General features: G+C 73.9%; 19 protein-coding genes and 1 riboswitch. Of the genes, 6 read left to right on the top strand and 13 right to left on the bottom strand.

Annotated elements, in window-relative coordinates:
- Positions 1–46 precede the first annotated feature (46 nt).
- A riboswitch (TPP riboswitch) is annotated at positions 47–164 on the top strand.
- The 4 genes from B0I32_RS26860 (at position 154) to pknB (ending at position 4,607) form a co-directional block, all read left to right on the top strand.
- Positions 154–1,500 carry an FAD-dependent oxidoreductase gene (locus B0I32_RS26860; protein ID WP_245956047.1) on the top strand — a complete coding sequence of 449 codons (1,347 nt, stop codon included), beginning with the start codon at positions 154–156 and terminating at the stop codon, positions 1,498–1,500. Its footprint overlaps the riboswitch before it by 11 nt.
- Entirely contained in the window at positions 1,497–1,697 is a 201-nt protein-coding gene (gene thiS, locus B0I32_RS26855; protein WP_106244501.1) for a sulfur carrier protein ThiS, read from the top strand. The genes B0I32_RS26860 and thiS overlap by 4 nt, the downstream gene beginning before the upstream one ends.
- Positions 1,690–2,445 (top strand): thiazole synthase, encoded by a 756-nt coding sequence (locus tag B0I32_RS26850; protein WP_106244499.1) that lies wholly within the window; start codon positions 1,690–1,692, stop codon positions 2,443–2,445. Before thiS ends, B0I32_RS26850 begins: the two co-directional genes overlap by 8 nt.
- 236 nt (positions 2,446–2,681) lie before the next feature.
- A complete protein-coding gene (gene pknB, locus B0I32_RS26845) occupies positions 2,682–4,607 on the top strand; it encodes a Stk1 family PASTA domain-containing Ser/Thr kinase (protein WP_106244497.1) in 1,926 nt (641 codons plus the stop codon).
- A 49-nt stretch (positions 4,608–4,656) separates the two neighbouring features.
- Here pknB and alc read toward each other — a convergent pair whose 3' ends face one another.
- From alc to B0I32_RS26825, 4 genes are all read right to left on the bottom strand, one after another.
- The gene (gene alc, locus B0I32_RS26840; RefSeq protein ID WP_106244496.1) at positions 4,657–5,601 is read right to left on the bottom strand and encodes an allantoicase; all 945 of its coding nucleotides are present in this window, start codon (positions 5,599–5,601) and stop codon (positions 4,657–4,659) included.
- Positions 5,598–6,911, bottom strand: coding sequence for an allantoinase AllB (gene allB, locus B0I32_RS26835; protein WP_106244494.1), 1,314 nt, complete (start codon positions 6,909–6,911; stop codon positions 5,598–5,600). Before allB ends, alc begins: the two co-directional genes overlap by 4 nt.
- 3 nt (positions 6,912–6,914) lie before the next feature.
- On the bottom strand, positions 6,915–8,063 hold the full coding sequence (locus B0I32_RS26830) for a glycerate kinase (RefSeq protein ID WP_106244877.1): 1,149 nt from the start codon (positions 8,061–8,063) through the stop codon (positions 6,915–6,917).
- Between the two features lie 150 nt (positions 8,064–8,213).
- Positions 8,214–8,837: a hypothetical protein gene (locus B0I32_RS26825; protein WP_146178332.1), complete on the bottom strand. Its 624-nt coding sequence runs from the start codon at positions 8,835–8,837 to the stop codon at positions 8,214–8,216.
- 192 nt (positions 8,838–9,029) lie between these two features.
- On the opposite strand from B0I32_RS26825, the gene B0I32_RS26815 reads away from it, so the two are divergent.
- A complete protein-coding gene (locus B0I32_RS26815) occupies positions 9,030–10,199 on the top strand; it encodes a winged helix DNA-binding domain-containing protein (protein WP_245956046.1) in 1,170 nt (389 codons plus the stop codon).
- 81 nt (positions 10,200–10,280) lie between these two features.
- Here B0I32_RS26815 and B0I32_RS26810 read toward each other — a convergent pair whose 3' ends face one another.
- Genes B0I32_RS26810 through uraD form a run of 7 tightly spaced genes read right to left on the bottom strand, consistent with a single transcriptional unit; the run spans position 10,281 to position 14,910 of the window.
- Positions 10,281–10,493 carry an EF-hand domain-containing protein gene (locus B0I32_RS26810; protein ID WP_106244487.1) on the bottom strand — a complete coding sequence of 71 codons (213 nt, stop codon included), beginning with the start codon at positions 10,491–10,493 and terminating at the stop codon, positions 10,281–10,283.
- A 39-nt stretch (positions 10,494–10,532) separates the two neighbouring features.
- On the bottom strand, positions 10,533–11,915 hold the full coding sequence (locus B0I32_RS26805; protein ID WP_181307819.1) for an 8-oxoguanine deaminase: 1,383 nt from the start codon (positions 11,913–11,915) through the stop codon (positions 10,533–10,535).
- Positions 11,912–12,385: a (2Fe-2S)-binding protein gene (locus B0I32_RS26800; RefSeq protein WP_106244485.1), complete on the bottom strand. Its 474-nt coding sequence runs from the start codon at positions 12,383–12,385 to the stop codon at positions 11,912–11,914. The genes B0I32_RS26805 and B0I32_RS26800 overlap by 4 nt, the downstream gene beginning before the upstream one ends.
- On the bottom strand, positions 12,385–13,245 hold the full coding sequence (locus B0I32_RS26795; RefSeq protein WP_106244483.1) for an FAD binding domain-containing protein: 861 nt from the start codon (positions 13,243–13,245) through the stop codon (positions 12,385–12,387). The genes B0I32_RS26800 and B0I32_RS26795 overlap by 1 nt, the downstream gene beginning before the upstream one ends.
- A 6-nt stretch (positions 13,246–13,251) precedes the next feature.
- Positions 13,252–14,112: a factor-independent urate hydroxylase gene (pucL, locus tag B0I32_RS26790; RefSeq protein ID WP_106244482.1), complete on the bottom strand. Its 861-nt coding sequence runs from the start codon at positions 14,110–14,112 to the stop codon at positions 13,252–13,254.
- Position 14,113: 1 nt separating this feature from the next.
- Positions 14,114–14,413 carry a hydroxyisourate hydrolase gene (gene uraH / locus B0I32_RS26785; RefSeq protein ID WP_106244480.1) on the bottom strand — a complete coding sequence of 100 codons (300 nt, stop codon included), beginning with the start codon at positions 14,411–14,413 and terminating at the stop codon, positions 14,114–14,116.
- On the bottom strand, positions 14,410–14,910 hold the full coding sequence (uraD, locus tag B0I32_RS26780) for a 2-oxo-4-hydroxy-4-carboxy-5-ureidoimidazoline decarboxylase (RefSeq protein WP_106244478.1): 501 nt from the start codon (positions 14,908–14,910) through the stop codon (positions 14,410–14,412). The genes uraH and uraD overlap by 4 nt, the downstream gene beginning before the upstream one ends.
- 161 nt (positions 14,911–15,071) lie before the next feature.
- Between uraD and B0I32_RS26775 the strand changes: the two genes are divergently transcribed.
- On the top strand, positions 15,072–15,911 hold the full coding sequence (locus tag B0I32_RS26775; RefSeq protein ID WP_106244477.1) for a deoxyribonuclease IV: 840 nt from the start codon (positions 15,072–15,074) through the stop codon (positions 15,909–15,911).
- Positions 15,912–16,282: 371 nt separating this feature from the next.
- Here the strand turns inward: B0I32_RS26775 and B0I32_RS26770 are convergent, their stop codons facing one another.
- Together B0I32_RS26770 and B0I32_RS26765 are read right to left on the bottom strand one after the other, a co-directional pair.
- Positions 16,283–17,758: a sodium:solute symporter family transporter gene (locus B0I32_RS26770; RefSeq protein ID WP_106244475.1), complete on the bottom strand. Its 1,476-nt coding sequence runs from the start codon at positions 17,756–17,758 to the stop codon at positions 16,283–16,285.
- A complete protein-coding gene (locus tag B0I32_RS26765) occupies positions 17,755–18,123 on the bottom strand; it encodes a hypothetical protein (protein WP_106244474.1) in 369 nt (122 codons plus the stop codon). Before B0I32_RS26765 ends, B0I32_RS26770 begins: the two co-directional genes overlap by 4 nt.
- Positions 18,124–18,125: the final 2 nt, after the last annotated feature.

Here is an 18,125-nt window from a genome sequence, read left to right as displayed (position 1 = left end):
TAACGGGGGCGGTGCGCGGCCGCCGCACCGAGGCCGTAGGCTGTGAACGAAGACGCGCGGGAGTCCGGCCGTTCACCGGGCTGAGAGGAAGGCTGCTACGGGCCTTCGACCGCAAGACACCTGATCCGGATCATGCCGGCGAAGGGAGCGCAGGTGGATGTGATCGTGGGCGGCGGGGTCGTCGGCCTCTCCGTGGCGTGGCGGCTGGCCCGCGCGGGGCGGCAGGTCACCGTGGTCGATCCGGCGCCCGGGCGGGGCGCCTCCTATGCCGCGGCGGGGATGCTGGCCCCGGTCAGCGAGGTGACCTACACCGAGGCGCCGCTGCTGCGGCTCGGAGTGGCGTCGCTGCGCCGCTGGCCCGCCTTCGCCGCCGAACTCACCGAGGACGCCGGGCTCGCCGGCCCGACACCAGGTGAAGATCGCGATGCCGGGCCGGGCGCCGGTGCCGGGCGTGCGAGCCCGGGATCGGGCGCCGGTAATGGGCTCGCCGGTGGCGGCGCGGCGGGCGGCGATCCGCTCGCGCTGGATCTGCGCTCCGAGGGGACCCTTGACGTCGCGTTCGGGGCCGACGACCTGGCGGCGCTGGACGAGCTGGCGGCGTTCATGGACAAACTCGGGCTGCCGGTCGAGCGGCTCACCGGGCGCGAATGCCGCCGCCTGGAGCCCATGCTGGCCCCGTCCGTGCGTGGCGGGCTGCTCGCGCCCGGCGACGCCTGGGTGGATCCGCGCCGGGTGACGGCGGCGCTGCTGACCGCGCTGGAGCGGCGCGGCGCCGAGGTGGTGCGGGCCCGCGTCACCGAGCTGCTGCGTGAAGGCGACCGGGTCACCGGGGTACGCCTCGCGCCGCCGGAGCCGTACGGGACCGGAAATGGCGGGACCGGGAACGGCGGGACCGGGAACGGCGGGACCGGGAACGGCGGCGGGCACGGTGAGGTCAGACCGGGCGCCAGGGCGACGACCGGAGCGGAGACCCGGGCGGAGACCAGCGCGGACATCAGGGCCGAGCGGGTGATCCTGACCGCCGGGGCGTGGAGCGGCGAGCTGGCCGAGGTGCCGGTGCGGCCGGTCAAGGGCCAGATCATGCGGCTGCGGTCGCCGCAGCCGCTGCTGAACCGGTGCGTACGCGGCACCGTGCACGGCTCATCGGTCTACCTGGTCCCCCGGGGCGACGGCGAGCTGGTGGTCGGCGCCACCCAGGAGGAGATGGGCTTCGACACCAGGGTCACCGCCGGCGGGCTGTACGAGCTGCTGCGCGACGCCAGGGAGCTGGTTCCCGGCATCACCGAGCTGGAGGTCGCCGACGTGGTGGCGGGGCTGCGGCCGGGCACGCCGGACAACCTGCCGGTCATCGGCCCCAGCGGGACGCCGGGGCTGACGTTCGCGACCGGGCACCACCGGGGCGGAGTGCTGCTCGCCCCGCTCACGACGGCCATCCTGCTGGGCGAGGAGGGCGAGCTGGCGGCGCTGTGCTCGCCGGAGAGATTTCAGGGAATTTCATGATTGTTACCATCAACGGGGCCGCGCACGAGGTGGCCGACGGCACCACCGTGGCGCAGGCCGTACAGACATTGACCTCGGCCACCACCGGCGTGGCCGTGGCCGTGAACGACGAGGTGGTCACCCGCAGCGCCTGGGAGACGACGGCGCTCGGCGACAGTGACCGCGTGGAGGTCCTGACGGCGGTGCAAGGTGGATGATCTGATCATCGCCGGGGAGAAGTTCTCCTCCCGGCTCATCATGGGAACCGGCGGCGCGCCCTCGCTGGAGGTGCTGGACCAGGCGCTCGCCGCGTCGGGCACCGAGCTGACCACGGTGGCGATGCGCCGGCTCGACCCGGGCTCGCGCGGCTCCGTGCTCGACGTGCTGCGCCGGCGCGACATCAAGGTGCTGCCCAACACGGCGGGCTGTTTCACCGCGGGCGAGGCCGTGCTGACGGCCCGGCTGGCCAGGGAGGCGCTGGGCACGAACTGGGTCAAGCTGGAGGTCATCGCCGACGAGCGGACCCTGCTGCCCGACCCGATCGAGACGTTCGACGCGGCCGAGCGGCTGGTGGCCGACGGGTTCGTGGTGCTGCCGTACATCGGGGACGATCCGGCCCTGGCCCGGCGGCTCGAGCAGGCCGGGTGCGCGGCCGTGATGCCTCTGGGCGCGCCGATCGGCTCGGGGCTGGGCATCCGCAACCCGCACAGCATCGAGCTGATCGTGGAGGCCGCGTCCGTCCCGGTGATCCTCGACGCGGGCATCGGCACGGCCAGCGACGCCGCGCTGGCGATGGAGCTGGGCTGCGACGCGGTGCTCCTGGCCACGGCGGTCACCAGGGCGCAGCGGCCCGACCTCATGGCGGCGGCCATGAAGGGCGCGGTCGCGGCCGGGCGGCTGGCCCGCCAGGCGGGACGCATCCCCCGCCGCCGCTACGCCGAGGCCTCCTCTCCAACGTCCCCGTGACCAGGAGCCGACCTCCTCGCACCGCGCCGGCCGACGTCCCCGTGACCCACGAGCCGACGTCCCCGTAACCCACGGGTCTGCGTCGCCGTAACCCATCAGCCGACGCCGCCGAACCCGCCCGGCCGGGTTCGGCGGGGCCTCTCGACGAGAGCGGGGCCCTGCGACGAGAAACGTCTCCGCATCGGTTTCGGGCGGTGGGGCCCTGCCAGTGGCAAAACGCCCGTAAACTCAGCGGGGTGGATACGACGACTGCGGACCCCCTGGTCGGACGGCTCCTCGATGGGCGCTACCGCATCGAGAGCCGAATCGCCCGGGGCGGTATGGCGACCGTCTACCTCGCGCTGGACATCCGGCTCGACCGGACGGTGGCGCTGAAGGTCATGCACCGCTCGCTCGCCGAGGACCCGGCGTTCGTCAGAAGGTTCATCGGCGAGGCGAAGTCGGTCGCCAGCCTCTCCCATCCCAACGTGGTGCACGTCTTCGACCAGGGCACCGACAACGACGTCGTCTACCTGTCGATGGAATACGTCCCCGGCCGCACGCTGCGCGACATCCTGCGCGAGCGCGGCAGGCTGCCCGCCCGCGAGGCGCTGGAGCTGCTGATCCCGGTGCTGGCCGCGCTCGGCGCCGCCCACCAGGCCGGACTGGTGCACCGCGACGTCAAGCCGGAGAACGTCCTCATGACCGACGACGGCCGGGTCAAGGTCGTCGACTTCGGCCTGGCCAGGGCGATCGAGGCGACCAACCAGACCCGTACCGGCGTGATGATCGGCACGATCGGCTACATGGCGCCCGAGCAGGTCACCACGGGCGCCGCCGACGTGCGCAGCGACGTCTACGCGGCGGGCATCATGCTGTTCGAGCTGGTCACGGGGCAGCAGCCGTACGACGGCGAGACGCCGATGTCGGTGGCCTACCGGCACGTGCACGACACCGTGCCCGCGCCGTCCTCGGTGACGCCCGAGGTGCCGCCGCTGGTCGACACGCTGGTGGCGCACGCGACCGCCCGCGAGCCGCAGGACCGGCCGGCCGACGCGACGGCCATGCTGGTCGCCGCGGTGGACGCGCACCGGATGCTGCCGCGCACGACGACCCCGCCGGGCTCGGGCCCGATGGCGCCGGGCGTGAACCCGACGACGGTCTACGCCCATCCGGCGGGCGGGCCGGTCACAGGCGCGCGCTCGATGCCGCAGGCCGCGCCGGCGCACACGATGATCCAGCCGCGGGCGGAGGAGCCGCGGCGGCGCGGGTTCCGGCCCAGCTGGTTCCTGGTGGCGCTGGCCGCCGTGATGGTGGTGGCGGTCGGGCTGACGGGCTGGTACTTCGCCCAGCCCGAGCTCGTCACCGTGCCCGACCTGGTCGGCAAGAACGTGGCGGAGGCCGAGCAGACCATCACCGGCCGCGGGCTGCTGATGCGCCAGGCCGACGGGAAGTACGACGAGAAGGTGGCCGAGGGCCTGGTGCTCAGCAGCGACCCGGCGGCCAAGGCGGAGCTGGAGAAGGGCTCGACGGTCACGCTGGTGCTCTCCCTCGGCCCCGAGCGGATCGTCGTGCCCGACGTGTCGGGCCGGTCGAGCAACGAGGCCCGGGCCGCCATCGCCAAGTCGGGGCTGACCGTCGGCACGGTCAAGCGGCTGCCCAACCAGCAGGTCGAGCGCGACAAGGTGATCCGCACCTCGCCGCAGGTGGGCGAGAAGGTCAGGAAGAGCGCCAAGATCAACATCTTCGTCAGCGCCGGGCTGGTCATGCCCGACGTCGGCGGCATGCCGAAGGACGAGGCGGCCGGCTTCCTCGGCGGGCAGGGCTTCAAGGTGCAGGTCAACGAGGTCGACGACGACGCCGAGCCGTGCTCGGTCATCGCCCAGTCGCCCAAGGCCAAGTCCGAGGTCGACCAGGGCGCGGCGGTCATGATCACGGTGGCGCGGTGCCAGACGGACTGGTGGCAGTGGTTCCGCGGCGACAACGAGGCCCGCGACGACCAGCAGTTCAGCGTCGTGCCCGGCGTCATCGGCAAGAACATCAACGACGCCAAGCCCGAGCTGGAGGCGCTGGGGTTCAAGGTGCGGGTCAACCGGCTGAGCAACGGCGGTGTGGTGCAGTTCCAGCGGCCGCTGCCCAACAGCGAGCGGCCGCCGGGCAGCGTGGTCTTCCTCTGGCAGTGACGCGGCCGGTCCCGCCGCCCCAGCCGGCGGCCGGGGCGGCGGGACCGGCTCAGGCGAGGTGGCCGTGCAGGCGGACGCGGGCCAGGCCGCCGTCAGGGTAGATGTCCACCCGTACACGGGAGACCGGCTCCCGGTGGTCCAGGCGGAAGCGGTGCGGCGTGTCCGGCAGCAGCGGGGTCCTGGGCAGGAGCGGCACCTCGCGCTCCCCGTCCAGCCCCGTCAGCGCGACCGCGGCGGGCGCGTTGAACAGCAGGTTGGTGGTGTCGATCTCGGCCAGCTTGATCAGCCCGCGACCGGCCAGCCTGATCACGATCCAGTCGTTGCCGTCGTCGCGCCGCCTGGCGGTCTCCCAGCCCTCCGCCTGGTGCCGGGCCAGGCCGGGGGCGATGACGTTGTTCGGGGCGGAGTAGAACTCGTCGGAGCAGGCGGTGACCAGGCCGCCGTTGGCGAGCGCGGCCAGGTCGAGCCCGAGGCCCTCGTGCACGGACAGGTCGGGGCGGGCCTCGCCGTGCACGCGCAGCCTGGCCACGCCGCCGTCGGGGTGGATGTTGAGCCGCACGTGGGTGCAGCGGTCTTCACCGGCGACCTCGAAGTGGTGCTCCGTGTCGCCCTTGAGCTCCGCCCGCGGCACGATCTCCGTCCACCGGGCCCGCGCCAGGTCGTCCGGCGACGGATGACCGTCGACCGCCGTCGCCTCCACGGACGCGTACGGCGGATAGTTGCCCTTGAACCAGGCCGTGTCGATCACCACGCCCCTGATCACGCCGGGCAGGCCCAGCCGCACCACGGCCCAGTCGTGCCCGGGTGAGCGGCGCCGGCGGGTCTCCCAGCCGTCGTACACCTGCCCCTTGCCGCCGAACGTCTCCGGGCTGAACGCCGGACGCCCCGGCCTGATCAGGCTCTCCTTCTCAGCGAACGACTCGTCGCTGGCCGCCACGACGGAGCCGCCGAACGTGCGCAGGGCCAGGTCGGGCAGGCGGGTGAACGGGGTCATCGGCGGGCTCCCATCAGCAGTCGTCCGTGCGGCTCGCCGTCCACCGGGCGGCCGCGCAGCCAGGTGGTCAGGACGGCGCCCTTGAGCGTGCGGCCGTGGTAGGGGGTGACGGGGTTCTTGTGGTGCAGCCGGGCGGCGTCCACCAGCAGGTCGGCTGCCGGGTCGAAGGCCACCAGGTCGGCGTCGTTGCCCGCCTCGATCCCGCCCTTTCCGGAGATCCCGGCCAGCGCGGCGGGGTTGGCGGACATCCAGCGGACCACGTCCCCGAGCCCGTGCCCCCGGCGCGCGGCCTCCGTCCAGATCGCCGGCAACCCGAGTTGCAGCGAGGCGATGCCGCCCCAGGCGGCGGCGAAGTCGGGCACCTTGAGGTCGGCCGTCGAGGGCGAGTGGTCCGACACCACGCAGCTCAGCACCCCGCGCGCCAGCCCGTCCCACAGCAGGTCGCGGTTGGCCTCGGAGCGGATCGGCGGGCAGCACTTGTACGTGGTCCCGCCCTCCGGCACCTGCTCGGCGGTCAGCGTCAGGTAGTGGGGACAGGTCTCGGCCGACACCGCCACTCCCCTGGCCTGGGCCGCCTCCAGTACCTCCAGGCAGTCGGCGCTGGAGACGTGCAGGATGTGCACCCGGGCGCCGCACTCCTCCGCCACCCGGACGACCTGCTCGACGGCGCTGCGCTCGGAGGCTCCCGGCCGCGAGTCCAGGAACTCCCGGTAGCCCGGCCCGGCCGGCTCGGCCAGCAGCGCCGGGTCCTCGGCGTGCACCACGGTCAGCCCGCCGAACCCGGCCACCTCCTCCAGGGCGAGCCGCAGCTCGGCGACCGTCAGGTGCGGGAACTCCTCGACCCCGGACGGCGACATGAAGCACTTGAACCCGTACACGCCGCGCCGGTGCAGCGGCGCGAGGTCCTTGACGTTGCCCGGCACGGCCCCGCCCCAGAAGCCGACGTCCACGTGGCACCGCCCGCCGGCGGCGCGCAGCTTGGCGTCGAGGGCCGGCTCGTCGATCGTGGGCGGCAGGGAGTTGAGCGGCATGTCCACGATCATGGTGACGCCTCCGGCGGCGGCGGCCCTGGTCGCGGAGTCGAAGCCCTCCCAGTGGGTCCGTCCCGGCTCGTTGACGTGCACGTGCGTGTCCACCAGGCCGGGCAGCAGGGCCACGTCGCGCAGATCCACGTCCTCGGGGGCGTCGAGCGGCGCGGCGTAGTCGTACAGGGCGGCGATCTTCTCGTCCCGTACGGCGACCGCCGCCGCCCGCTCACCTTGGGGCGTGACGGTCCTGCGGGATCTGACGACGAGGTCGAACGAGGTCATCCATCACCTTCCAAGGCGGTCTTCGGCGATCCGGGCGGCGAGGCGTTCGAGCAGCGGGCCCGCCTCGGCCATGCAGCGGCTCACGTCGGGCTCCAGATCCGTCAGGGCGTAGGCGGCCTCGATGCCCGCGGCCTTCAGCTCCTCGTCGCCGAGCGTACGGCGGCCGCAGACGGCCACCACGGGCACGCCGGCGGCCGCGGCGGCCCGCGCCACGCCGACCGGCGCCTTGCCGCGCAGCGACTGCTCGTCCAGCGAGCCCTCGCCGGTGACGACCAGCCGCGCGCCGCGCACGACCTCGCCGAACCCGAGCAGGTCGAGCAGGTAGCCGATGCCGGGCCGCAGCTCGGCGTGCAGGAACGCCATCGCGGCGAACCCGACGCCGCCGGCCGCGCCCGCGCCCGGCGCGCCCGCCACGCCCATGGCGCGCGGGGGGCCGTCGTGCTCGACCGCGCCCATGAGCCCGTGGGTGGCGGTGGCGATGGCCGCCAGGCGGGACAGCGCCGACTCCAGCGTCCTGACGTCGTCCGGGGTGGCGCCCTTCTGGGGACCGTAGACGGCGGCGGCGCCGTGCGGGCCGAGCAGCGGGTTGTCCACGTCGCTCGCCACCACGAACTCCACGCCCGCGAGGTCGATCAGTCCGGACAGGTCGATGCGGGCCAGGCTCTTCAGCGCGGCCCCGCCGCGCGGCAGGTCGCGGCCCTCGTCGTCGAGCAGGCGGGCGCCCAGGGCCTGGGCCATGCCCGCTCCGCCGTCGGTGCAGGCGCTGCCGCCCAGGCCGAGCACCACCCGCTTGGCGCCGCGGCGCACGGCGTCGGCGATCAGCTCGCCGGTGCCGTAGCTGGTGGCGGTCAGCGGCTCGTGCCCGCCGGGCAGGCGGCGCAGCCCGGACGCCTCGGCCAGCTCGACCACGGCGGTGCCGGTGGGCTGCCAGGCGTACGAGGCGGGGATCCGCTCGCCGGTGGGCCCGGTGACCTCGATCGTGATCCGGCCGAAGCCGCCCGCCACGGCGGCGTCCACCGTCCCGTCACCACCGTCGGCGACCGGCAGCTCCACCGTGGGCACGCCGAGACCCGCCGACACCCGGGAGGCCACTTCGGCCGCCGTCAGCGTTCCCTTGAACTTGTCGGGGGCGACCAGTACGTGCTGAACCACTACGAACTCCCACCTGATGATGAACAATGTCCTGACACGCCTTCCTGCCCGGTGCGAGCGGGCAGGAAGGCGTGACTCATCATCCTGACATCGGGGTCCCTCAGGAGACCACGCCGGTCCCCGTCCTGGTGGCTCGCGTGAAGATCACCCCTACCGGGCGATGCTCCACACGCCGTCCGCCTCGACGGTGGCGTAACGCGTACCGGCGGGGAGGAGCACCCGGCCCCTGTAGTCGCCGACCCTGTTGGCGAGCAGCTTCGTGACACGGCCCCGGTTGTCGAGGGCCCACACGATGAAGTTGGACTCGCCCTGGTGGCGGAGGGTGATCCGCCGCGCGGCCCTGAGCGGCGCGGTCAGGCGGATCACGTCGGGTCCGGCGCCCTTCGCCTTGATCGCCCAGTACCGGGCCTTCGTGATGGGCAGCACCTGGAGCGTCCACGCGCCGTCCGCGGTGACCTCCAGGGCGCGCACCTTACGCGGGAAGACGGTGTTGAACGCCCTGACCCCCTTGTACTCGCCCACCTCGTTGGCCACCAGATCCACCTGCTTGCCCCCGGCGACGGCCCAGACGATGAAGTTGGACTCGCCGCTGTGGGTGCCCTTCACGATGGCCGGCCCCGCCGTGACGGGAATGCGGACGACATCGTCCCCTTCTCCCCGGTACGTGGCCACCGCGCTGACGTCGTGCGCGACCTGGGCACGGGCCGGGGACCCGAGCAGGAGGGGCGCGACCAGGGCGACGAGGACGGCGAGAGCGCGTGGGCGGAGACGCATGTGGGGCTCCAGAGCGTAGAGGGATGGGCGGGATTGGACGCTCCGAAGTACACGGGGGTGTACATCCTGTCGCGGACTGTCACGATGTGTCAGGCGGAACAGTCGCCTGACGTCCGCGTCCTCGGATGAGGGTGCGGCCCCTCCCCGGTGGCCGGCCTGGTCCACTAGGCTCAGCGCGGGATTGGGGGTTTCGTGCGAATTGCTACGCGGGAGCGGCGGGCGCGGCTCGGAGTGCGGCATCGGCTGGCCGTCAAGGCGGGCACGCCCGAGGAGGTGGCGGCGGCCGTGGTGGCGTTGCACGGCACCGATCCGGCCACCGTGTTCCTGTCGGCGGGCGCCCGGCTGCTGGCGCCCGGGCCCGAGCCGGTCGAGCGGGCCCTGTACGCCGAGCACACGCTGGTGCGGATGACCGGGATGCGGCGCACGGTGTTCGTGGTGCCGGCGGAGCTGGTGCCGGTCGTGCACCACTCGACGATGCCGGCGATCGCCCGCAGGGAGCGCGCCTCGATGCTGAAGGCGTTGGCACCGGGCGGCTGGGACGAGGCGTGGTTCAAGGACGTCGAGGCGTCCGTGCTGCGGATCCTGGCCGAGTCGGGCGATCAGACGGCGACCGGGCTGGGCGTGCTGGAGCCGCGGCTGCGGGAGCAGGTCAGGGTGGCCGTGGGCAAGCCGTACGAGGGCGTGGTGAGCGTCGGCTCGCGGCTGCTGCCGCTGATGGCGATGGACGGCCTGCTGGTACGCCGGGCGCGCGTGTCCGGCACCTGGGTCAGCGGCACGCACTACTGGGCCCTGGCCCAGGAGCCGGCCCAGGAGCCGGCGCAACCGACCGCGGACGAGGCGCGGACGGAGCTGGTGGCGCGCTGGCTGGCGGCGTTCGGCCCCGGCACCGAGGCGGACCTCAAGTGGTGGACCGGGTGGACGCTGAAGGACGTGCGCGGCGCGCTGGCCGGCACCGGGGCGGTGGCGGTGGAGCTGGACGGCGGCGGCACCGGCTACGTGCTGCCCGACGACCTGCCGCGGGAGCAGGAGGCCGGGGAGCCGTGGGCGGCGCTGCTGCCGGCGCTCGACCCGACGCCGATGGGGTGGCAGGAGCGTGACTGGTACCTGCCGGGCGAGCACCGGGCCGAGCTGTTCGACCGCAGCGGCAACGTGGGCCCGACCGTGTGGTGGGACGGCCGGGTGGTGGGCGGCTGGGCGCAGCGGCGGGACGGCGAGATCGTGTGGCGGCTGCTGGAGGACGTGGGCGCGGACGCGAAGGCCGCGATCGAGACGGAGGCGGCCCTCCTCGCGTCGTGGGTCGGCGAGGTCAGGGTGACGCCCCGGTTCAGGACCCCGCTGGAGCGCGCCCTGTCCGCCCCCTGATCCGTTACGAGGCGGACAGGGGTGGATCCGCGCGACGTGATGCCGCGTTCCCGCACGGCATCACGTCGAACCGGGCGCGGGTCAGCCCATCGTGCGGACGAACTCCTCGAAGGAGTAGCGGCCGTCCTGGTCGGAGTCGGCCTCCTGGCTCATCGCCCCGAGTGCCTCCGCAGGCAGGTCGGGGAAGTGCCGCTGCAGCTCGGCCTCGCTGATGTAGCCGTCGCCGTCGGTGTCGATCGCGGCGAAGGTGCTCTTGAGCTGCGCCAGCCGCTCGTCAGGGAGTTGCGCCGACACGGGGTCCGCCTTTCCTACACGTTTCCGACATTTCCCAGCCTAGTGTGCGCCCTCCGCCAGCTTGGCCAGCCGCCCGCGGGCCTCGGCTCCGGCCCGCCCGGCCGCGTCCTGGGCCACGGTCCTCAGCTCGCCGCCGGCCACCACCGTCCGCCCGCCCACCAGCAGCAGGGCCAGCGGCGGCGGCGGCCCGAAGACCAGCGCGCAGACCGGGTCGGCGACGGCGGCGGTGAACGGCCCGTCCACCCGCCACAGCGCGAGGTCGGCGAGCTTGCCGGGCTCCAGCGTGCCGAGCTCGTCCTGGCGTCCCAGGTTGCGGGCGCCGCCCAGCGTGGCCAGCTCCAGCGCCTGCCTGGCGGTCAGGGCCCGCGGCCCGTACCGAGCCCGCTGGATCAGCAGTGCCTGCCGCATCTCGCCCACGAGCGGGGTGAGCTCGGACGAGGCGGCGCCGTCGACGCCGAGGCCCACGTTCGCGCCGCGCCGCAGCAGCTCGGAGACGCGGGCGATGCCCGCGCCGAGCCGCCCGTTGGAGGAGGGGCAGTGCGCGACGCCGGTGCCGGTCTCGGCCAGCTTGTCCAGGTCGCCGTCGCTCAGGTGCACGGCGTGCGCGAACCACACGTCGGGGCCCAGCCAGTCCAGCCGCTCCATGTAGTCCACCGGGCGCACCCCGAACTGCTCCAGGCAGTGCTCCTCCTCGTCGAGGGTCTCGGCGAGGTGCGTGTGCAGCCGTACGCCCCTGGCCCTGGCCAGGGCGGCGGACTCGGTCATCAGCTCGGCACTGGCCGAGAACGGCGAGCAGGGCGCGACCACCACGCGCAGCATCGAGGAGGGCGACGGGTCGTGGTAGGCGTCCACGGCCGCGGCGGTGGCGGCCAGGATGTCGTCCAGCTCCTCGACCACGGAGTCCGGCGGCAGCCCGCCCTTCGACTCGCCCCTGTCCATGGAGCCGCGCGCGGGATGGAAGCGCAGGCCCACCTCGCGGGCCGCCTCGATCTCGGCCGCGAGCAGGTCGCCCCGGCCCTTGGGGAAGACGTAGTGATGATCACTGGCGGTGGTGCAGCCCGACAGCGCCAGCCAGCTCAGCCCGGCCGTGGCCGCGCCCCTGACCACCTCGGCGTCCAGCGCGGCCCACACCGGATAGAGCGCCGTCAGCCACTCGAACAGGGTGGCCTCCTGGACGAGACCCTGCGAGGCCCACTGGTAGAGGTGGTGGTGGGTGTTGACCAGGCCGGGGGTGGCCAGGCAACCACCGCCGTCGATCCTGGTCGCGCCGGGGACGTCGGGCGCGGGCCCGGGGCCCAGGCTCGCGATGCGGTCGCCCTCGATCCTGATGTGTCCTGACCGGATCTCGGGGCCGGCGACGGGGGCGATGTGCACGTTGTCGATGAGTATGGTGCCGGTGGGCAGGTCGTCGGGCAGGTTCATGAGGCGGCGCCCTTCCGTGCGGCGGCGAGCCGTACCGCGTCGAGGATCTTCTCGTAGCCGGTGCACCGGCACAGGTTGCCCGCCAGCGCCTCCCTGATCTCGGCGTCCGACGGCTCGGGCACGCGTTCCAGCAGGTCGTGCGCCTGCACCAGCAGTCCGGGCGTGCAGAAGCCGCACTGTACGGCCCCGCACTCCACGAACGCCTCCTGCACGGGATCGAGCCGGTCGCCCTCGGCCAGGCCCTCGACCGTGCGCACCTGCCGCCCCTCGGCCTGCCCGGCGGCGACCAGGCAGGCGCAGACGGGCACGCCGTCGAGGTAGACCGTGCAGGAGCCGCACTCACCCTGCTCGCAGGCGTTCTTGGAGCCGGGCAGGCCGAGGCGCTCGCGCAGCACGTACAGGAGGCTCTCGCCCTCCCAGACGTCCTGCGCGCTCTGCTCGCGGCCGTTGACGGTGAACGTGACGCGCATCAGGCGGCCCTCTTCCCCAGGTGGTCGTTCCAGGCCCAGGTGAGCGTACGGCGGGCCATGACGCCGATCGCGTGCACCCGGTAGGCGGCGGTGCCGCGCACGTCGTCGATGGGCGCGGCGGCCCGCGCGCACAGGTCGCCGAAGCGGCGCAGCAGCGCGGGGTCGAGCGGCGCGTCCCAGTCGAGCTCCGCGGCCAGCAGCCGCTCGGCCTCGATCGCCCGGCGCGGCGTGGGCGCGGCCGAGCCGAGGCCGGTGCCGACGCGCCGCTCGCGGGGATGCAGCGCGAGCGCGAACGAGCACACCGCGATCACCATGGCGTTGCGGGTGCCGACCTTGGAGAAGTACTGGGGCCCGGTGGCGGGCGGCACGTGCACGGCCCTGATCAGCTCGTCCGGCTCCAGGGCGCTGCGCTTGACGCCGAGGTAGAACTCGGCGGCCGGGATCATCCGCACGCCGCGCCCGCGCGACTCCACCTCGACCACGGCCCCCGCCGCCAGCAGCGGCGGATGGCTGTCGCCGGCGGGTGAGGCGGCGCCCAGGTTGCCGCCGACGGAGCCGCGGTTGCGGATCTGCGGCGAGCCGACCGTGCGCGCGGCCTGGGCCAGGCCCGGCAGCGTCGCGCCGAGCTCCTCGATCACGGCCGTGTACGGCACCCCGGCCCCCACCCGGCACATGCCGCCCGCGGTCGACCATTCGCGCAGTTCGGCCACCTGGCCGAGGTCGAGCAGCGCCGGCGGCCTGCGGACGTCGAAGTTCAGCTCGACCATCACGTCCGTGCCGCCCTGGATGGGCACGGCGTCCGGCTGGTCCGCCTTGGCGGCCAGCGCCTCGTCCCATGTCGTGGGGCGCAAGAAATCCATTGCTGCCTACTCCCAGGCGAATCCGGCGTCGGGCGCGTCCTCCCGCAGCACGCCGCCCTCGATGAGGCCGTAGGGGCGGTCGGCGGCGAAGAAGACCTCGTTGTCGTTGTCCAGGCCGAACGGGGACAGATCGACCGGGAAGTGGTGCTTGTTCGGCATGGCGAGCCTGACCTCGCAGATCTCGGGACAGGCCGTGAGCGCGCGCTCCCCCATGGCGTACAGGGTCTGCTGCAGCGAGAGGCTGTGCGTGCCGGCGAACGCGTCGAGCAGGCAGCGCCGCACCTCCGCGTACGCCGTCCCGTAGTCGGACCCGGCGTCCGAGTGGCGCCACTGGGCGGCGACGGCGGTGGCCAGGATGCGGTCGGTGGTGGGCTCCAGCGTGGTGTACTCGTCCACGATGTAGCCGTGGAACTCCGACCCGGTCGAGTTCATCACCACGAGGTCCTTCAGCCCGGACACCACCGTGCTGCGGCCGTCCTCGTCGTGGTGCACCACGCACGTGCGCACCTCGCCGCCGTCGCGCACGAACGAGTGGGGCCCGGTCCGGTTCCAGCCGTACTCCTCGATCTCCACCCTGGCGTGGTGGATCGAGCGCTGCGACGCGACGAAGTGCCTGGCCAGCCGGAGGGCGAACGCCTCGATCTGGCCGACGCCGTGGCGTCTGGCGAAGGCGTAGACGGTGTTCTTCTGCGTGTCGGTCGGCAGCACGGTGGCGTTGTCGCCGGTCAGGTGGACGGCCTCCATGTCGCCCGACAGCGAGGTGCTGACGCTGACGTCCTTGACGTGGTGGACGGGGCCCTGCCTGACCACCTGGACGAGCCTGGTCTCCGCCTTGCCGTAGCGGTTGGCGCCGAGCTTGACGGTCAATCTAGCTCCCTCGGTAGGTGGAGTAGGCGTACGGGCTGAGCAGCAGCGGCACGTGGTAGTGCTGGGCGGGGTCGGTCACGGCGAAGGTGACGACCACCTCGGGGTAGAACGTCTCCTCCAGGTAGGAGCCGGTGTCGAAGACGACGCGGTGCACGCCGGCCACCGGGTCCCAGCCCCTGAGCCGGCCGTCGGCGTCGGTGCGGCCCTCGGCGACGACCCGGCCGTCGTGCTCCAGGCGGACCCGCAGGCCGGCGGCGGGGCGGCCGGTGACCGCGTCGAGCACGTGGGTGGAGAAGCTCATGCCCCCTCCTCGATGAGCCGGCCCAGCCGCAGCCGGGTGATGGCGGCCAGCTCGCCGCGGACGACGTCGCGCTCGCGCGCCTCGTCGTTGCCGAGCCGCTCGTTGAGCCTGTCCAGCATCTGGGCCCCCGTCAGCCCGGTTGCGCAGACGAGGTAGACATGCCCGAAACGCTCCTCGTAAACGCGGTTGCCCTCGGCGAGCGCCGCGCGCAGGTCGTCCTCGACGCCGGACTGCTCCCGCCGCGACCAGGACGCCTCCCGCCCGCTCCCGGCCGGCCGCTCGCCGATCCTGGGGTGCGCGCTCAGGGCCTCCAGCACGTCGTCCCAGCCCAGCGCCAGCACGGCGGCGCGGGCGGTGGCGAGGAGCCGGTCGAGGCTCTCGTACGGCCGCCGGGCGGCCACCTCGCCGGCGAAGGCCTTCGAGGCGCAGCAGCTCAGCAGCCCGGCCTCCGCCTCCGCCGGTGATCGCGCGTTGAACGCGGTCAGCGTTTGTGACATGTCAGCAGTACACACATGCGCTACGTGCCCGGTCCATCCGTGAGAACTCCAACCGGCGGCCCCCGCGCGGGGCGGTTTTCGTGTCATGCTCCAATCGCCGGGGCGCGCCCCGGCCGTACCTGCCGCCGCATCCGCCCGCGGGTCCTAAACTGAGGGTCATCATGACCGTGAAATCCCTGATCGGCGGACACGTATCCGTCGCCGGCGGCCTGGCGACGGGCGGCCTGAAATACATGGCCGAGATCGGCGCCGAGGTGATCCAGGTGTTCGTCACCAACCCGCGCGGGTGGGCGCTCACCGAGGGCAAGCCCGCCGAGGACGCCAAGCTGGCCGAGTCCGGGGTGGAGACCTACATCCACGTGCCCTACCTGGTCAACTTCGGCTCGCCCAGCCCCGAGACGCTGGGCAACTCCATCGCGATCGTGCGCCACACGCTGCGGCGCGGGGTGCAGACCGGCGCCAAGGGGGTCGTGGTGCACACCGGCTCGGCGGTGACGCAGTCGCGCGAGGAGGCGCTGCGCCAGCTGCACGACAACCTGCTGCCGCTGCTGGAGGAGATCCCCGAGGGCGGGCCCGATCTGCTGCTGGAGCCGATGGCGGGCCAGGGCGCGATGTTGTGCGCCACCGTGCAGGACCTGGAGCCCTATCTGGCCGCGCTCGACTGGCATCCGCGCGCGTGCGTCTGCCTCGACACCTGCCACGCCTTCGCCGCCGGCCACGACCTCGCCGCAGCGGGCGGGGTGAAGGAGACGCTGGACGCGCTGCACACGATCGCGCCCGGGCGGCTCAAGCTGATCCACGCCAACGACTCCAAGGACGTGTGCGGCGCGAAGAAGGACCGCCACGAGAACATCGGGGCCGGCCACATCGGCGCCGAGCCGTTCGGCGACCTCATGCGGCATCCGGCGGCGGCCGGCATCCCGCTCTGCATCGAGACGCCGGGCAAGGCGCCCAAGCACGCCGAGGACATCACGCTGCTGAAGAAGCTGCGCGACGGCTGATCGCCACGGACGCGGGCGAGACGCCCGAAGGGTCGGCGCCCGTGAAAGGGGCGCCCGCTCACGCGATCCGGCCGCCCCCGCGTGCCGGATCACGAGGCCCGGTTCGACGGCCTCGCGGGCGCCCCTTCACGGAACCGGCGTGGCGGGCCCAACCCCCCGGTCAAGGGCCCGACAGCCGCGGCGACCTGCGCGTCGCCGGTGAATCCCGCGCATCGGGCCGATCGTGAGCCGTGCGGCCCGTCCCTCCCGATGCGCCGGAAGAGCTCTCCGATGCCGAAACACTACGGTTGCGATCTTGCGGGAGAAACCCTGTTCAAGGACAGCTCGCCGAACGGTGCGTAGTCAGCGATGTACGGAGAGTACTACCGCGATCAGCGGTCGTCCCGGTGCGACGAGCGGTAGGTCAGGGGGCCTGCGAGATGCTCGGGCAGATGCATCCTGGCCATCATCCGGCCCACGTCCCGGGGCGTCCTGCCGGGCGTGGCCAGGGAGACCAGGACCATCGTGGCGAAGGCGACCGGCACGGCCACCGGCGCGGGGCAGGAGGTCAGCGCGCCCATGCGCACGCCCGTCTGCTCCCCGATCACCAGGACCGCCGTCGAACCGCCCCCGAGTACGATACCGGCCGCCGCGCCCGCGTCCGTCAGCCGCCGCCACCAGATCCCGAGCACGAGCAGCGGGCAGAACGTGGCCGCGGAGAGGCTGAGACCGAGCAGGACGAGCGCCACCGACGCCCCGGGGGCGGTGACCGCCGTGAGCCCGAGCGCGGCCGCCAGGACCGCCACCACGGCCGCCCGGAAGGAGCGCGCCCCGGCCCTGGACGCGCGGGCCGACAGGGCGCCGCCCACGGCCGCCAGGACGCCCGCCGCGGTGGCCAGGAAGGCCGCGAACGCCCCCGCGGCCAGCAGGCCCGTCAGCACCTCCCCGGTGGCCCCTGGGAACAGCCTGGCGGGCAGCAGCAGCACGATCTCGTCCGCGGCGGCGCCGCGCAGCCGGGCGTGCCCCATGAGCCCGTACAGCGGCGGCACGACGCAGAAGGCCGCCAGCATGGCCTGGGTGGCCACCATGGAGCGGCGCGCGGCGTGGCCGTCCCTGTCGGTGTGCACCCGCATGATCACGTGCGGCAGCCCCATCGTGCCCAGCGCGCACGCCAGCAGCACGGCCAGCACCCCCGGCAGCGAGGGGTCGCCCGCGCCGGCCAGTCCGGCGCCCCCGCCCCGGTACGCGCCCTCGAACCAGGCCACGGCCCCCTCCTCCGCCAGCCACCAGCAGACGATCCCGACCCCGAGGAAGACGATGAGCTTGAGCCAGAACTGCGCGGCCTGCACGCTCGTCACGCTGCCCAGCCCGCCGCCGACGGCCACGGCCAGCGCCGCCGCCGCGACGGCCGCCCAGCCCAGCCACGGCGGCAGCCCGGTCAGCAGCCGCACGACGACCCCCGCCGCGTGCAGCTGGGCGACCATGAACGCCAGCCCGACGACGAGGACGCAGCAGGTGGTCAGCCGGCGCAGCCGCGCCGAGCGCAGCCGCCACTCGGCGAACCCGGGCAGCGTGTACGTCCCCGAGCGCCGCAGCGGCGCGACCACGAGGGCCAGGATGACGACGAACCCCGCGGCGGCGCCCGTCGGATACCACAACATGGGCGAGCCGTGGGTGGCGATGAGCCCGGCCGTGCCCAGGCAGGCGGCGGCCGAGGTGAACTCGGAGCTGATCGCGGCCCCGTTCCACCAGGGAGGCACTCCCCTGGCGGCGACGAGGACGCCGGACACGCGGCGGGGCCGCGCGGCGCCCGCCATGACGCCCAGCACCAGGACGAACGCGATCCCGGTCAGCACCGCGACGTTCATCTCTCCATCCGCTCCGCCCGTCTGAGCTGCAGGACGGCCAGGCCCACCCAGACTCCCTGCACCACCAGGGACAGGACGACCCAGGCGCGGGGGTCGGGCACCCACATCGCCAGCACCGGGGGCCCGGCCAGCAGCGCGGCGACGGCGCCCACGGTGCGCAGCGCCTGCCGTATCTGCCGCCCGACGAGGGCGGCCACGGGATCGCCCGGCACGCCGTCGCGCACGGAGCCGGGCGCGGGGCCTGACGTGGGGCTGAGGGCGGGGTCGGGTGCGGGACCCGGCGCGGGGTCGGGCCCGGGGTCGGGTGCGAGACCTGGCGCGGGGTCGGACCCGGCGTCAGGGGCGGCCCCGGGCGTGGCGTTCACCG

It is taken from the genome of Nonomuraea fuscirosea (assembly GCF_003001935.1).
GTDB classification, from domain to species: Bacteria; Actinomycetota; Actinomycetes; order Streptosporangiales; family Streptosporangiaceae; genus Nonomuraea; species Nonomuraea fuscirosea.
Note: the sequence above shows the minus strand (reverse complement) of the source record. Positions and strands in the feature narration are given on the sequence as shown.

Excerpts from the sequence above, each read along its gene's own strand:
- B0I32_RS26800 (WP_106244485.1), bottom strand. The coding sequence starts at position 12,385 with ATGCGCGTCACGTTCACCGTCAACGGCCGCGAGCAGAGCGCGCAGGAC.
- B0I32_RS26825 (WP_146178332.1), bottom strand. The coding sequence starts at position 8,837 with ATGCGTCTCCGCCCACGCGCTCTCGCCGTCCTCGTCGCCCTGGTCGCG.
- thiS (WP_106244501.1), top strand. The coding sequence starts at position 1,497 with ATGATTGTTACCATCAACGGGGCCGCGCACGAGGTGGCCGACGGCACC.
- B0I32_RS26795 (WP_106244483.1), bottom strand. The coding sequence starts at position 13,245 with ATGGATTTCTTGCGCCCCACGACATGGGACGAGGCGCTGGCCGCCAAG.
- uraD (WP_106244478.1), bottom strand. The coding sequence starts at position 14,910 with ATGTCACAAACGCTGACCGCGTTCAACGCGCGATCACCGGCGGAGGCG.
- B0I32_RS26805 (WP_181307819.1), bottom strand. The coding sequence starts at position 11,915 with ATGAACCTGCCCGACGACCTGCCCACCGGCACCATACTCATCGACAAC.
- B0I32_RS26770 (WP_106244475.1), bottom strand. The coding sequence starts at position 17,758 with ATGAACGTCGCGGTGCTGACCGGGATCGCGTTCGTCCTGGTGCTGGGC.
- uraH (WP_106244480.1), bottom strand. The coding sequence starts at position 14,413 with ATGAGCTTCTCCACCCACGTGCTCGACGCGGTCACCGGCCGCCCCGCC.
- allB (WP_106244494.1), bottom strand. The coding sequence starts at position 6,911 with ATGACCTCGTTCGACCTCGTCGTCAGATCCCGCAGGACCGTCACGCCC.
- alc (WP_106244496.1), bottom strand. The coding sequence starts at position 5,601 with ATGACCCCGTTCACCCGCCTGCCCGACCTGGCCCTGCGCACGTTCGGC.
- B0I32_RS26775 (WP_106244477.1), top strand. The coding sequence starts at position 15,072 with ATGACCGTGAAATCCCTGATCGGCGGACACGTATCCGTCGCCGGCGGC.